General features: G+C 53.9%; 15 protein-coding genes. 5 read left to right on the top strand and 10 right to left on the bottom strand.

Features of this window, described 5'->3' with window-relative positions; genetic code table 11:
• Positions 1-6 precede the first annotated feature (6 nt).
• Positions 7-381, bottom strand: a complete 375-nt coding sequence (gene rpoZ, locus H151_RS0110795; protein ID WP_019961681.1) for a DNA-directed RNA polymerase subunit omega — start codon at positions 379-381, stop codon at positions 7-9.
• A 77-nt stretch (positions 382-458) separates the two neighbouring features.
• Complete coding sequence (gene folK / locus H151_RS16220; RefSeq protein ID WP_169336743.1) at positions 459-1013, bottom strand: 2-amino-4-hydroxy-6-hydroxymethyldihydropteridine diphosphokinase; 555 nt, start codon at positions 1011-1013, stop codon at positions 459-461.
• Between the two features lie 3 nt (positions 1014-1016).
• On the opposite strand from folK, the gene H151_RS0110785 reads away from it, so the two are divergent.
• Both H151_RS0110785 and H151_RS0110780 read left to right on the top strand, forming a co-directional pair.
• Positions 1017-1589 carry a LabA-like NYN domain-containing protein gene (locus tag H151_RS0110785; RefSeq protein ID WP_019961679.1) on the top strand — a complete coding sequence of 191 codons (573 nt, stop codon included), beginning with the start codon at positions 1017-1019 and terminating at the stop codon, positions 1587-1589.
• Between the two features lie 8 nt (positions 1590-1597).
• Positions 1598-2254 (top strand): uracil-DNA glycosylase, encoded by a 657-nt coding sequence (locus H151_RS0110780; protein WP_019961678.1) that lies wholly within the window; start codon positions 1598-1600, stop codon positions 2252-2254.
• Positions 2255-2294: 40 nt separating this feature from the next.
• On the opposite strand, the gene smpB is transcribed toward H151_RS0110780, so the two are convergent.
• Together smpB and dapA are read right to left on the bottom strand one after the other, a co-directional pair.
• Positions 2295-2768, bottom strand: a complete 474-nt coding sequence (gene smpB / locus H151_RS0110775; RefSeq protein WP_019961677.1) for an SsrA-binding protein SmpB — start codon at positions 2766-2768, stop codon at positions 2295-2297.
• Positions 2765-3637, bottom strand: a complete 873-nt coding sequence (gene dapA / locus H151_RS0110770; protein ID WP_019961676.1) for a 4-hydroxy-tetrahydrodipicolinate synthase — start codon at positions 3635-3637, stop codon at positions 2765-2767. Before dapA ends, smpB begins: the two co-directional genes overlap by 4 nt.
• Before the next feature lie 194 nt (positions 3638-3831).
• Between dapA and H151_RS0110765 the strand changes: the two genes are divergently transcribed.
• A complete protein-coding gene (locus H151_RS0110765) occupies positions 3832-6057 on the top strand; it encodes a lytic transglycosylase domain-containing protein (RefSeq protein WP_019961675.1) in 2226 nt (741 codons plus the stop codon).
• 12 nt (positions 6058-6069) lie between these two features.
• Here H151_RS0110765 and H151_RS0110760 read toward each other — a convergent pair whose 3' ends face one another.
• A complete protein-coding gene (locus tag H151_RS0110760) occupies positions 6070-7086 on the bottom strand; it encodes a threonine ammonia-lyase (RefSeq protein ID WP_019961674.1) in 1017 nt (338 codons plus the stop codon).
• 148 nt (positions 7087-7234) lie between these two features.
• On the opposite strand from H151_RS0110760, the gene H151_RS0110755 reads away from it, so the two are divergent.
• Together H151_RS0110755 and H151_RS0110750 are read left to right on the top strand one after the other, a co-directional pair.
• Entirely contained in the window at positions 7235-8872 is a 1638-nt protein-coding gene (locus H151_RS0110755) for a long-chain-fatty-acid--CoA ligase (RefSeq protein ID WP_019961673.1), read from the top strand.
• 122 nt (positions 8873-8994) lie between these two features.
• A complete protein-coding gene (locus H151_RS0110750; RefSeq protein WP_019961672.1) occupies positions 8995-9183 on the top strand; it encodes a superinfection immunity protein in 189 nt (62 codons plus the stop codon).
• Positions 9184-9194: 11 nt separating this feature from the next.
• Here the strand turns inward: H151_RS0110750 and H151_RS16215 are convergent, their stop codons facing one another.
• The 5 genes from H151_RS16215 to tdh form a co-directional block, all read right to left on the bottom strand.
• A complete protein-coding gene (locus H151_RS16215; RefSeq protein ID WP_019961671.1) occupies positions 9195-10862 on the bottom strand; it encodes an ATP-binding protein in 1668 nt (555 codons plus the stop codon).
• A gap of 5 nt (positions 10863-10867) precedes the next feature.
• Positions 10868-11416, bottom strand: a complete 549-nt coding sequence (locus tag H151_RS0110740) for a heme NO-binding domain-containing protein (protein WP_019961670.1) — start codon at positions 11414-11416, stop codon at positions 10868-10870.
• An 80-nt stretch (positions 11417-11496) separates the two neighbouring features.
• Positions 11497-12894 carry a methyl-accepting chemotaxis protein gene (locus H151_RS0110735; RefSeq protein WP_083918555.1) on the bottom strand — a complete coding sequence of 466 codons (1398 nt, stop codon included), beginning with the start codon at positions 12892-12894 and terminating at the stop codon, positions 11497-11499.
• Between the two features lie 95 nt (positions 12895-12989).
• Positions 12990-13661, bottom strand: a complete 672-nt coding sequence (locus H151_RS0110730) for a nitroreductase family protein (protein WP_026353971.1) — start codon at positions 13659-13661, stop codon at positions 12990-12992.
• Positions 13662-13857: 196 nt separating this feature from the next.
• Positions 13858-14892 (bottom strand): L-threonine 3-dehydrogenase, encoded by a 1035-nt coding sequence (gene tdh / locus H151_RS0110725; RefSeq protein WP_019961667.1) that lies wholly within the window; start codon positions 14890-14892, stop codon positions 13858-13860.
• Positions 14893-14899: the final 7 nt, after the last annotated feature.

The raw sequence follows: 14899 nt of genomic DNA, 5'->3' as shown, positions 1-14899 counted from the left end.
CAAAGCTTACAAACGCCCGTCTTGGGGTCCATCACGGTCGCTTTGCAACGCCTTCAGCATGGCCGACTCGTCAAGCTCAGGCATGGGCAGAGCCACAGGTGCCGCTTCAGGTGTACCTTCAGCAGGACGCGCACGGTCCTCGTCATCATCATGGGGCAGAACACGCTGCAGACCAGAGATGAGGCTTTCAGACAGATTGCCCAGATCCAGACGATCATCTGCGATTTCTCGCAGCGCAACAACAGGGTTTTTATCGTTATCACGATCGACCTGTAATTGCGAACCGGCAGTGATATTGCGTGCGCGGTGCGCAGCCAGCAATACCAAGCGGAAGCGGTTTGGAATTTTCTCAATACAATCTTCAACCGTTACACGGGCCATGCGCGATGCGCTCCTTAACCTGATGCGGGAATATATCTGTTTAACCCAAGCGCTGGATGCTCGCAAGCGCATCACTGCTAGAAAAACGCACCTCCCGCCAGGCGCACCGCTTTTCGATCCGCTTTGGGAATTTCACCAATCAATTGATCGATATGCAGCTTATGTCTTGGACAAATCCAGTTTGGCGCAATCTCGCGTAAAGGGCAAAGCACAAACGCCCTACCCCTCAAACGCGGATGTGGTGTGATCACTTTTTCCTCTAGAGATGTGACTTCACCTCTATAATCAATCAAATCCAGATCAAGTGTTCGCGGCGAATTTGTGCGCGTGCGAACCCGGCCAAAGCGATTTTCTAAATCATGAAGTTGGTTTAACACCGCTTCTGCATTTAAATCTGTTTGTATTTCTGCTGCGGCGTTGATATAGAAGGGATCCCTTGGATCGGGCCACGCCGGGGTGCGCCAGGGACGAGACACACGAATAACCTTTAAACCATTGTCAGACAAAGCATTTAACGCCAGTTGCAAAGTCTCTATCGGCGTCTTGCGTTGAAACGCTAGATTCCCTCCCAGAGCGATGTAAACTCCCTTATAACGCTGAGTCGATTCATTTAGGTCTAATAAGAAGGACACACTATGACCTTTTATCCCAACGAACGCATTGGCTTGTTCATTGATGGGGCTAACTTATATTCTGCTGCAAAATCCTTAGATTTTGATATTGATTATCGCAAGCTCCTTGAGGAGTTCCGAAAGCGCGGCCGCCTTATTCGCGCTAATTATTACACCGCCTTACTGGAAAACGAAGAATACACGCCCATTCGTCCGCTGATCGATTGGCTTGATTATAATGGCTTCAAGGTCGTCACTAAAGCGGCCAAAGAATATAGCGATGAGAACGGTCGCCGCCGGATCAAAGGCGATATGGATGTTGAAATTACTGTCGATTTGATGGAAGGGGCGACCTATCTCGATCATATCATCTTGTTCACCGGTGATGGTGACTTCAAGAAAGTGATCGAAGTGGTTCAACGCACCGGCACACGGGTGTCTGTTGTTTCAACAATGAAGTCAAACCCGCCGATGGCCTCAGATGATCTGCGTCGCCAAGCCGATACCTTTATTGAGCTGACCGATTTGATGAAGCTGGTCGGACGGGAACGCCGCCACAATGACCATCAAGATGAAGAGTCTAACGGCGAGGATTAATCTTCGCCATGACATTTGCCTACACGCCTGAAGCGCCATTGGATTGCCCTTTGTGTCCGCGCCTAGTGGCCTACCGCCAAGCCAATGCCATCGAGGAACCAAGCTGGCATAACGCGCCCGTACGCTCCTTTGGCAGCGATGATGCGCGGCTCTTGATTATTGGCCTTGCCCCTGGACGGGGTGGGGCCAATAAGACCGGGCGCCCTTTTACCGGCGACTGGGCGGGCGATCTTCTTTATGCCACACTGGATAAGTATGGCTTTTCACGCGGGATCTATGATCAACGCCCCGATGATGGCTTGGTTCTTATAGATGCGATGATCACCAATGCGGTGCGCTGCGTGCCGCCTGAAAACAAGCCTACGGGTGAAGAGGCAAATCTGTGCCGTGGTTTTCTGGTGAAGCGATTACAGGCCCTACCCCAGCTTAAAGTCATGGTGTGTTTGGGTAAGATTTCGCACGACAATACGCTCAAAGCCTTAGGCGTGCGCCTGAAAGAAGCCCCGTTCAAGCATGGGGCGCAATATACGCTTGAAGGCCCGAACGGGCCGATCACGCTGATCGATAGCTATCATTGCTCGCGCTATAATACCAATACTGGACGGCTGACAACGGCTATGTTCGAAGCGATTTTCGATCAGGTTCGCAGCCTATTGCCGCAATAAAAAACCACCCATCACGATCAAATGTGAGGGAGGCTTTTGTTTATCCGAAGTCTTTCATCAAGCGGGATTTCTGGCGGTTCCAATCGCGTTCCTTAATGGTTTCGCGCTTATCGACGGCCTTCTTACCTTTGGCGAGACCGATCTGGATTTTCACGATCCCACGCTGGTTAAAATAGAGCCGCAAGGGAATGATCGTGCGGCCTTCTTTGGCGACCGCACCTTGCAGCTTGCCGATTTCCTTGCGGTGCAGCAGTAATTTACGATGACGGCGCGGTTCGTGATTAAAGCGATTGCCCATTTCATAGGGCGGGAAATCGGCATTGATGAGAAAAATCTCATCACGTTCCGGGCTGACATAGGATTCCGCAATATTGGCCCGACCTTGACGCAGGGATTTCACCTCGGTCCCGGTCAGCTGCAGGCCCGCCTCAAAGGTTTCTTCAATCTCATAGTCAAAGCGGGCGCGGCGATTGACGGCAATCGCATCGCTCGACTTAGAAGTCTTACTACTCATAAAAGTCCACAAACTTTCATTGCGGCTTCAACGCGTGCTTTGGCGCTGTCGCTCAACGGTATAATGGGAAGGCGCGCCTCAGGGCCGCACAGGCCCAACAAAGACAACGCATATTTTACAGGGGCCGGGCTCGGTTCACAGAACATGGCTTCATTCAAGGTCTGAAGACGGGCATTGATCTCACGCGCGCGGACAAAATCGCCTTTCAAACTGGCCTCTTGATATTGCGCACACAGGGACGGTGCCACATTCGAGGTCACCGAAATCATGCCATGACCGCCATGGGCGTTGAAGCCCAGGGCACTACCATCATCGCCTGAGAGCAAGATGAAGTCGCTGGGCACACGGCGTAAATGCTGGGTCACGCGTTCGACCTCACCGGTGGCATCCTTGATCGCAATGATATTGGGATGTTGGGAGAGATGCGCCACGGTATCGACGCTCATATCCACAATCGTTCGGCCCGGTACATTATAGAGCACGATGGGCAATTCCACCGCATTCGCGATGGCCTCAAAGTGTGCGATAATTCCCGCTTGGCTGGGCTTATTGTAATAGGGTGCAACGACCAGGCTGGCATCGGCACCGACCGCCTTGGCATCTTTTTGCAACTCAATCACCGCGGCCGTGTCATTGGTGCCCGTGCCGGCAATCACAGACATCCGGCCCGCTACAATCTCCACACACAAGGCCACGACGCGTTTACGCTCTGCCAAATCCATCGTGGCGCTTTCACCCGTGGTCCCGACGGGCACAACCCCGCGCGTGCCATTGATAAATTGATGCTCGATGATTTGTGCGAACTTATCCTCATCCACAGCGTTATCCTTGAAAGGTGTAACGAGCGCAGTAATGGAGCCGCCAATCATGAGTTTTCCCTTTCTTAACTGCTATGAGGCTTTTTCGAGCCCGAGACCATATCGGGCTTAGATAAAACCAACAAGCTTCTGTGAACAGGCAAAACAGTCCATTGCACAGGGGCAATTTTCGCCATATTCGTGGTGTCTCATAGCCCCGTATAGATCTGGGCTGCCATCTTGGAATGAGGTTTCGAGCAAAGATTATGATCATTCGGATTGCCCTTGCCGCCCTATTGACGACGAGTGCCTTGACCTTTCCGCAAAGCCTGGCGCAAAGCCCTGCCCCCCGGGTCAAGCCAGAGATCGAAAATCACAGCCGAATTCTCTCAGATGCCGACTTTGCGATTTATCGCGCCGGTATTCAAGCCGCCCAGGATAATGAATGGGGCGATGTACGCACAGCGCGCTATCAACTGGAAAACCCGATCGCGAAGAAAGTCCTCTTGTGGCGTATGGCGATTGGCGATGCCTCCACCAGTTTTTCTGAGTTGGATCTGGCGCTGGATGACCTGGTCGGCTGGCCGCAATATCATCGCATACAGCAAGAAGCGGAATGGAAGATCGCCTCTTCAGGCATGAGCCCGGCCCTGACCGCGCAATGGTTTGAAGATCACGCCCCCATCAGCGGCGAAGGCAAGGTTGCCTATGGCGAGGCTTTGATCGCCTTGGGCCAGCGTGATGAGGGCCGCGCGATGATCCGCGATGCCTGGCACAATAATCAGATGCGCCTATCTTTCCAGAATGAGGTCTTGCGCAATCATGGCGATATGTTCGACCGCGCCGATCATGGCGAGCGTGTCGATTTCCTGATCTGGGCCGGTCAACGCACCGCCGCCAGTCGCCTTTTGTCTCACCTCAGTGAAAATGAGCGCCGCTTGGCGACCGCGCGTATTCAGCTCGCTTCACGCTCGCGCGGGGTAGATAATGCCGTGGCCGCCGTGCCCGATAGCCTGAGCAATGATCCAGGCCTTCTCTATGAGCGTGCGCGCTGGCGCCGGCGGGCGGGCTATGATGACAATGCCCTGCCTTTGTTGTTGGAACTGCCAGGTAGTTATCAGAATGATGATGCGCTGGAATTAATGTGGACGGAGCGTAAGCTCATGATCCTCAATCTGATCCGCGATCGCGATTATGAAACCGCCTATCGCCTGGCAGCGGCCAATGGCATGTCAGCCGGTGTTGATTTTGCCGATGCGGAATTTCTCGCGGGCTGGCTGGCGTTGGTCCATTTGAACGATGGCGCACAGGCCCAAATCCACTTCGAAAAGCTTGAAGCCGGGGTCTCCACCGCCGTCTCGCTGTCGCGCGCGCAATACTGGCGCGGACGCGCTGCGGAACAACAAGCCCATTTGGATGAGGCGCGCGAGGCTTATCTTCAGGCCGCCCAGCATAACACCACTTATTATGGCCAGCTGGCAATCTTGGCCCTGGGTGCAGATGCCGCCGTCTTAGATCTGCCGCCGGAGCCTGATCCGGATGAAGAAACCCGTGCTCGCTTCGAAGCGCATGAACAGGTTCAAGCCCTTCACTTGTTATCTGAATTTGGCGAAGATTATTTCTTCCGCGTCTTCATTTATCACCTCGATGATGAGTTTTCTGACCCGGATGAGCATGCCTTGCTGGCCGACCTTGCCCTGGATAGCGCGCGCATCCGCCAATCGGTGCGCGCGGCCAAGGCCGCCCGGATGCAAGGCTATACCCTGACCACACGGGCCTATCCGGTGATTGATATTCCTGAAGCCGCCCCGGTGATTACCGAAGCGGCCCTCGCCCACTCCGTCATTCGCCAGGAAACTGAATTTGATCCGCGCGCCGTCAGCCATGCTGGCGCGCGTGGCATGATGCAGATGATGCCCGCGACTGCGCGCCAAACTGCACGCCAAATTCACCAGCCTTATAATTTCCAATGGCTAACCGATGATCCTGACTACAACCTCACCCTGGGCATGGCCCATTTGCAAGAGGTGGTGGACAATTATGATGGCTCGCTAGTGATGGCGCTCGCGGCTTATAATGCCGGTGGGCACCGGGTGCGGCGCTGGGTGGAAAGCTATGGCGATCCGCGCAGCGGGGCCATCGACCCCATTGATTGGGTCGAAAGCATTCCCTTTTCCGAGACCCGCAATTATGTCATGCGCGTGTTGGAGAATTTACAAGTTTACCGCTCACGCCTGAATGGTGATCAGCCCAGCTTGTTATTTTTAGAGCGTGACATGGTGGGTAATCGCGCCGCCGGTCAGCTTGACCTCACACTGCCCGAAACCCAGGCCATCGCCGATTATCTTGAAGCTCAAGCCGCCGAAGCTGAAGCGCAAATGGATGCGATGCGCGAAGACGATCTGCAAGCCCTGGAAGCCGGTGACGCCATGGTGGGCGAAGAGCGTACAGATGAAGCTGATGAAGAGCGTCCCGGAAATGGGGAGGGATAACCCTCCCCCCTTTTAAACGTCCACATCTTCCTCATCATAATGCGCACGGCCAAAGCCAAGGGCTTTGGAGAAGATGGCCGGATCGACATTCCCGCCCGAGGCCATGACAACGGTGGTCTTGTTTTTGGTATCGAGCTTTTCGGCCAAAACTGCCGCCAATGCCGCCGCGCCGCCCGGCTCCAACACGATTTTGAAATGGTGAAAGGCAAAGGCCATGGCCGCCATCGCCTCTTCATCGCTGATCGCGACCCCACCCGTCAATTGATGGCGATTAAGCGCAAAAGTCATCTCGCCCGGCATCGGCGCCATTAGCGCGTCACAGATCGAGCCCGAGGTACGCAGATTTTTTACCCGCTCCCCCGCCGCTAAGGATCGGATATGATCATCGAAGCCTTCGGGTTCGACGGCCCAAATCTCAGTTTTCGGCGACAAAGCGTTAAACGCCAGACCACACCCCGCGACCAGGCCGCCGCCGCCGACGCAGCAAGCAAAAAGATCGGCTTTCAGGCCCATCGCCTCTAGATCTTCGCAAATCTCCAGCCCGGCCGTGCCCTGACCGGCAATAATGTCCGAATGATCAAATGCGGGGATAATCGGCGCGCGGCGTAAAGCGGCAATCTCGCGCGCCATCTCTTCACGGCTCTGGGTCTCACGGTCATAAAACTCGATAATGCCGCCTAGACGCTGTACCCCTTCGATTTTCACGCTTGGCGCATCACTGGGCATGACAATCGTCGCGGCCACACCAAAATGGCGCGCCGCCGCCGCAACGCCTTGGGCATGATTGCCAGAGGAATAGGCCACCACACCGTGCTGGCGCACTTCTGGATCTAGCTTGGCCAGCGCGTTAAACGCGCCGCGAAATTTAAATGCCCCGACATGTTGCAAGCATTCCGGCTTGATAAAGACCGGTCCGCCCGCGCGCTCATCTAAAATATCATGGCGCAATAAAGCGGTACGAATGGCCTTACCGCGAAGACGCTCAGCGGCCTGACGAATAGCCTCAAAAGTGGGCAGTGTGGGGCTCATAGGGCCTCCTTATAAGCTTTGACACGACCGAAAACTTTTCATGGCGCGATGAAGAAGACTTGCGCTTTTTCTCCATCACGCCTTTCATAGATCATCCATAAGCCGAGCCTTGATAATCGGCAACAAAAACACCTGGGGAGGAATATATATGCTCAAAGGGCAGATGATGAACCGACCGCTGATGATTGCGGATTTGATCCGCCATGCAGCGCAAAATCATGGTTCGCGCGCCATTGCCTCGCGCCTACCGGAAAACCATCAAATTTTTAGCTATACTTGGGCGCAATGCCATGACCGGGCCCAACAACTCGCCAATCTTCTGACTGGCCCGTTTAAAACCCGCCCCGGCGACCGTGTGGCCACCATCGCCTGGAATACCCATCGCCATCTAGAGCTTTATTATGGGGTATCGGGTATGGGCGGGGTGATTCACACCGTCAATCCGCGCCTGGCCCCCGATCAGATCGCCTGGATGCTCAATCATTCACGCGCCAAGCACGTCTTCTTTGATGTGACTTTCACGCCCATTATCGAGGCGATCGCCAAGTCCTGCAAATATGTAAAAAAGTGGGTCGTCCTCAGTGATGAAGCCCATAAGCCTGAGGCCAAAACCAAGATTGAGGTTTATGAGACCCTCATCGCCAATCAATCCCATGAATACGATTGGCCGGACTTTGATGAAAATGCGGCCTCGGGCCTTTGCTATACCTCTGGCACGACCGGCGATCCCAAGGGCGCGCTTTATTCCCATCGCTCAACCGTGCTGCATGCCATGGCGTGTTGTGCAACCGATGTGATGGGCGTGGGTGCCGATGGCGTCTTGATGCCCGTAGTGCCGATGTTCCACGTCAATGCCTGGGGCATTCCCTACGCAGCGGCCATCGCGGGGGCCAAGCTGGTCTTACCCGGTGCGCGTATGGATGGCGCAGGCCTTCATGAGATGATCGAGCAAGAGCAAGTCACTTATGTCGCCGGTGTACCCACGGTCTGGCTGGGCCTGTTGCAATATTTGCGCGAAAGCGAGAAACGCATCGATTCGATCAAGCGCGTATTGATCGGCGGCGCAGCGCTGCCTGAAGCGCTGTTACGCGCCTTTGAAGCCGAGTTTGGCGTCGAGATGCAACAAGGCTGGGGCATGACCGAGATGAGCCCGCTGGGCACGATCGGCACGCTGCTGCCCAAGCACGCAGATATTTCCTATGACGAACAGGTCAAGATCAAAATCAAGCAAGGCCGCCTCGTCTATGGCGTGGATATGCGCAGCGTCGATGATGATGGCCAAGTCCTACCGCGTGACGGCCAAAGCGCCGGGCATATTCAAGTGCGCGGCCCCTGGATCATTGACAGCTATTATCGCGGGGTCGGCGAGGATAGCTTCAGTGATGATGGCTGGTTCAAAACCGGCGATGTCGGCCATATTGACCCTGATGGCTATATGACAATCACGGATCGCTCCAAAGATGTCATCAAGTCCGGGGGCGAATGGATCAGCTCCATCGAGTTGGAAAATGTCGCTATAGGCCATCCCGATGTCGCCATCGCCGGTGCCATTGGCCTGCCCCATCCCAAATGGCAGGAGCGCCCCTTATTGGTCATTCAAGCCAAACCCAATACCTCGCCCAGCCGAGACAGCATTCACGCCTTCCTGGCTGAACGCCTGCCTAAATGGTGGCTGCCCGACGGGATTGAGTTCGTCGAGCAAATGCCGCTCGGCGCAACGGGAAAGATCTTGAAATCCAAACTGCGTGAAATGTTCAAAGATTACACCTTCGCGGTGGAGGCTTAAGCCCTGGATCATAAAAGGTGGAGCGAAGGCCCCACCTTTTATGACCAGATCGTAACTTGAACAATTATTCGTACGCCCTTATCTTATCGATAAACGATAAGGCTTCACGAAAGGGCCCGGACATGGAATTTTTGGTTCTCTCAGCGCTGGCGTATTTCCTCCCCGCCTTCATTGCGCTTCTACGCGGTCACCACAATGGCTTTGCGATATTCCTGACCAATCTGTTATTGGGTTGGACCTTTATCGGTTGGGTCATTGCTCTCATCTGGTCGGTCACGGCGTCAGAAAAGAAAATGCGTGTGAGTGCGTAAGGATTAACCCATCAGGGGGCGTTATGCCCCTCTTCGGGGAGGCATTTCAAGGCAACTTGCTTATTTTGTCGCATAATGAGCGCAATGACGCGCTTTAAATGCTCCAGATCAATGGGTTTGGCCAAGCACCCGTTAATACCTGCCGCTTCATAAACATCGAGTTGAGAACGCATCACATTGGCAGTTAAGGTATAAATCGGAATGGGATTGAGCCCTTTTGCCTTTTCCTCTTCACGAATGCGCTTGGCCGCCTCAACACCATTCAGCTCAGGCATCTGCACGTCCATCAAGATCAGATTATAGTCATTGACCCGCCATTTCTCGACGGCCTCCAATCCATGTTCCGCGATATCAACACTGATAGGTAATTGCTTCGCCAGTGTGCAGATGACGGTTTGGTTGATCACATTGTCCTCCGCCACCAAGACCTTCAACGGTGGATTAGTGCGACACTCCACCTCCTCACAGGTCAGGCAATTACGATCGGGCAGATCCAGTTTGACTTCTGTGGCGCGCAGTAAGGGCAGTTTGACGATGAAGGTCGAACCTTTATCGACAATGCTCTGGACTTCGATCTTCCCCCCCATGGCCTGACAAAGCTGGCGCGCAATCGACAGGCCCAGCCCGGTGCCCTCTTTTGTGACCGCGAATTCCTGTTTGGAGGCCTGAACAAAAGGTGTGAACAAGGTCACCAGGCTCTTTTGCGCGATACCGATGCCGCTATCTTCAACTCTAAAAATGACGCAAGCGCGATCGCGGTCTCGTCCATCCGGCTCGACGCTGACATCCAGACGGACATAGCCCTCGCGTGTAAATTTTATCGCATTAAACACCAGATTATTGAGGACTTGTTGGATGCGGGCACTATCGCCGCGAAACCACCCCCGATCACAGCGGACATCCAGCTGAAGGCCTTTTTCCTGCGCTTTGGCTTTAAACAAGGCCCCGGCACTGTTGACCAAGGCGCTGACCTCAAAATCATCCAAGCTGAGGTCAACAAAGCCTTTTTCGATTTTGGACAGATCCAAAATATCGTTAAGCACCGTCAATAAGGCCCGGCCCGAAGTCCGAATAATGTCGAGCATATGTTCTTGATCTTCATCAAGTTTAGTGCGCGACAGACCATCGGCCATGCCCAAGACCCCGTTTAAAGGCGTGCGGATTTCGTGGCTCATAAACGCCAAAAATGCGCTTTTAGCCTGATTGGCTTCTTCCGCACATTGACGTTCTTTACGAAGTTTTTCGGCCAACTCTTGAGTGTCGCGCAGCATGTTTTTGCGCATCTCCATGGCCATCACCATATCAAGCGTGCCATCGGTGGGTGAGAAATCGGCGATCCGTAAATTGAGATTGCCTAAATGATCATGCTGATCGGGGACATGGCCCATTACGAAAAGTAGATGATCATCGCGCTCCAAAACAATACCGCGCAGGCGCACTAAAGGTGCTGTCTGTGTGCGCAAAATCAAGTTGCGCCGCAAGCCCCATAGTTTTTCAACCCGGTCAATATCGCGCGGATGCTCGACTTTGAAGAACTCTAAAAAGCCTTGGCCCAGCAATTTGCCTTCTACACATCGGATCAAGGATGGACCGCCATGGGTGATTTTGCCCTGTCCATTCACCCGGATGAAACAGGGGCAGACCCGCGCTAAATCACCATCGTCTAAGATCTCTTGCACACCGCTTACCTGTTTGACTGACGCTTAAGCTTTAGTGTGAAGATCGAATGATCAGCTTGCGGGGAGACACTGACCTCACCCGTCTCGTTGAAGCGCGCCATCAAACCTTGCAAAAGACCAACCACGAAATGATCCAGGCCTGCGCGCGATGAGCGATAGATGACCACCAAGGTATCTTCGGCTGCGCGAGACACCTCAAAGCTGGGCATATCCGCATCCGGCATGGTGGAACGGATTGCAGCATGCATGGCGTCCAGGCTTTGAATAAAGCTCTCTAAATCATCGCCAGCCATATCCATCAGCGATGAGAAATTACCCTCTGCGGCAAACTTGATCCAGTATTGACCGAAGTTTTCCAGCAAGACTTCCAAGGTCATGCCGGTATGGGCCTGAACCGTACCGATTAAAGCGAAAGTATCTTTATCATCATAACTTTGAGCGCTAAAAAAGTGCTCATCATTAAGCCCACTTTTGTGCAGAATGGTGGACCAGGCATCCGGACCTAAATTTTCCAGCACCATGGCCTCAACGGCCTTGTGGATCATACCATACATGGGTGCACTCCCTTAATGGAGGCCCACCCTGGCACAATATTTATAAAATTCAGTGAATACGCACACCCAAAAGGAGGCCGTTAGGCGGCGCGCTCGCGCGAAGCCTTTTGCTGCTCAATCAGTGCATTAAGCAAGCGCATGACCTGATTTGAAGCGCTATTCATCTCTTCATAGGCCTGTTGAGCGCCTTTACGATCACCCTTTTCGCATAAGGTCGCAGCAAGCTTACCTTTGGCATGAACCTGCTCGTGATAGGTGTCGAGCTCAACAAAGGTGGGATTATTGCCTAGCTCACTTGCACGCGCGTCTTGATACCAGCGGCCCAGGCGGCAAGATTTATGATCGCTCAGCTCTTGTGCGCGGATCGCATCGAGACCAACCATTTTTCCGGCCAGACGCTTCTTCCACAACAGGTGATCAGACTTCGCGCAATGCAGGACAAAGTCTTGGGCATCACGCAAAGACAAGTCTTGCAAGGTTTTACCGATCACGCTCTCGGACGCGGAAATATATTGGATCGCCTCTTTCATCAGACGGTTCACATTATGTGTTGCGCTGACCACGTGATCGACGCTCTGTTGCAAATCCTGGCTGATGCGTGATTGCTCATTCATATGAATGAGGATTTGGCGCACTTGTTCGGCGCTATTTTGAATGTCTTGCGCGGTGGTCTCGACCTGACGGCCCGCCTGATCGGCCGAATCAATGCCGTCTTGCACGGACTTGGTCGAGATATCGACCGAATCGACGATCTGGGCGACTTCGCTCTGGATCGTTTCCATCATGGCGCGAATATTTTCGGTCGCCTTGGCGGTCTGAGTGGAGAGCGCCTTGACTTCGCCGGCCACAACGGCAAAGCCCTTGCCCGCATCGCCCGCGCGCGCCGCCTCGATCGTGGCGTTCAGGGCCAACAGATTGGTTTGATCCGCAATGGCGGCAATAGTCTCTAAAATCTCCGCGATTTGACGTGAAGCGCCGTCCAGCGCAGTCACGCGATCAGAAATCGCCCCAAAAGCAACATGAATTTCAGAGACTTCTTTTTTGGTTGTCTCAACGGCTTTAATACTATCCTGGCTCGCCATCACACAATCAGAGAGCTGATCAGAGGCGGCCTTCACGATACCATTAACGGATTCAATCGAGGCATTCAGCGTTGAAACCTGACCATTCATCCCCTGGCAGTCGTGTTCCAGTTGACGCATTTCACCAGTGGTTTGCGCCACAGCGGCCATCGTCTCGCTGGCCTGCATGGAAAATTCAACCACGCGCTCAAGATCGACGGTATTTCGTTTGTTGATTTCTTGGACCAAGGCGCGCGTCGCTTGGGCGATGGGCTCAGGCAGATCGGGGTTCGCCAGCAAATCTTTTAGCGACACAGTGCTCAGATCCTGGGCAAAGTCCTTCATCCACGACGACGTAGACACTGCGCTCTGCGCCTGGGTTGTGGTGTCTACTGTGTCTGCTTTTTTCCAAAACATGGCGCTACCCCGATCTATGATTGGGGTAAGCCAAGCCTGATTTGCGTTAACGCTTTCTCACCAGCTTAAAGTTTTAATCACCCCCGAGGGCTCGCCTAAAACCAGCTGGAAATGTCCTCTAAGGATTTCTTGATCAAGGCATGTTCAGGCACCTGAGCGCCGGGTGCGGGATAGCCCACAACAATAAGAAGAAACGGTTTTTCTTCATCGGGGCGAGCGCAGATATCATTCAAGAAATTCATGGGCTTGGGCGTATGCGTTAAGGTTGCAAGCCCGGCTTCATGGAGCGCAGCAATTAAAAAGCCTGCCGCAATGCCGCAGCTCTCGTTAATATAATAATTCTTGCGCGTATCCCCGGCATGAACCCCGCCGCGACGCTGGGCAAACATCGCAATCAACCAAGGCGCGGTTTCCAAAAACGGTTTATGATCATCCGTACCCAGGGGCTTTAACGCATCCAGCCATTCTGCGCCCGCGCGGCCATCATAGAAGGCGCGCTCTTCTTCTTCCGCAGCCTCGCGAATTTGCAGCTTAATGTCCGGTGACTGGATCGCTGCGAAATGCCAGGGCTGGTGATTTGCGCCAGACGGCGCGGACCCGGCCGTTAAAATGGCTTGTTCAATAATCTCGCGGGCCACAGGGCGATCTGAAAAATCACGCACTGTGCGCCGGGTCGCCATGCGCTCATACATTTGGTGGGCACGCGCCAGCATTTCCTCGGGCGGCAACTCATTGAACTTTAGTGGGACATGTCCGTCAGTCATCATCTGCGTCTCCTCCGCATGCGTGTGGGTGAACCCCGGATACGGCGCTCTTGGCGGCGCTCGCTGCACACGATCAGACTATAAAACGCTTAGAAGACTAAGGAATAAGAAATTATTTGCGCAGTTCTAAAACATGAGCAAAGACAACAAAAAAAGGCGGGGACATGCCCCGCCTTTATCGTAGCCGATAGCCAATCCCTTATAGATTTTCCCAATCTAAAATGACTTTTCCGGACTTACCCGAGCGCATGGCATCAAAGCCTTGCTGGAAATCCATTGCGCTATAGCGGTGCGTAATCAGCTTGGACAGATCCAAGCCCGATTGCAGCATGGCCAGCATTTTGTGCCAGGTTTCAAACATTTCACGGCCATAAATGCCTTTAAGAGTGATCGCCTTCAAGATCAATTCACCCATGTCCAGGCTGACCGGCTTTGAAGGGATGCCCAGCATGGCGATCTTACCACCCATGACCATATTGGCGATCATCTGCTTCAAAGCCGGTTCTGCACCCGACATTTCCAAGCCGACATCAAAGCCCTCTGTCATGTTTAGCTCGCCCTGAACGGCTTTCAGGTCTTCTTCCAGCGTATTGACCGCGCGCACGCTTGGCACGACTTTTTGCGCCAGGGCCAAACGGTCCGGGTTGATATCCGTCAACACGATGTGACGCGCCCCGACATGGCGCGCGACCGCTGCGGCCATAATCCCAATCGGTCCCGCCCCAGTGATCAGCACATCTTCACCCACCAGATCAAAGGCGGTGGCGGTGTGAACCGCATTGCCCAGAGGGTCCAGGATCGCGGCCATATCCATCGGCACATCATCGGGCAAAGGCACAACATTGAAGGCTGGAATACGCAAATATTGCGCGAAGGCCCCCGGCATATTGACGCCCACGCCCTTGGTTTCTGGATCCAGGTGGAAGCGCCCGGCGCGCACCGCGCGTGAACGCTCGCCCACCACATGGCCCTCGCCCGAGACGCGTTGACCGACCTTGACGCGGGTCACATCCGCACCAATCGCTTCGACCACGCCGCCGAATTCGTGGCCCACAACCATCGGTACGGGGACGTTTTTCTCCGCCCAGGCATCATAATTATAGATATGAATATCGGTGCCACAGATCGCGGTTTTATGGACCTTGATCAGAACATCGTCAGGCCCGATTTCGGGCTTGTCGACATCCTGCATCCAGATGCCTTCACGCGGTTCAGCTTTGACAAGGGCTTTCATGGGTTTT

This window comes from Woodsholea maritima DSM 17123 (genome assembly GCF_000382325.1).
Lineage (GTDB): Bacteria > Pseudomonadota > Alphaproteobacteria > Caulobacterales > Maricaulaceae > Woodsholea > Woodsholea maritima.
This window is presented reverse-complemented; position numbering and strand designations above follow the sequence as displayed.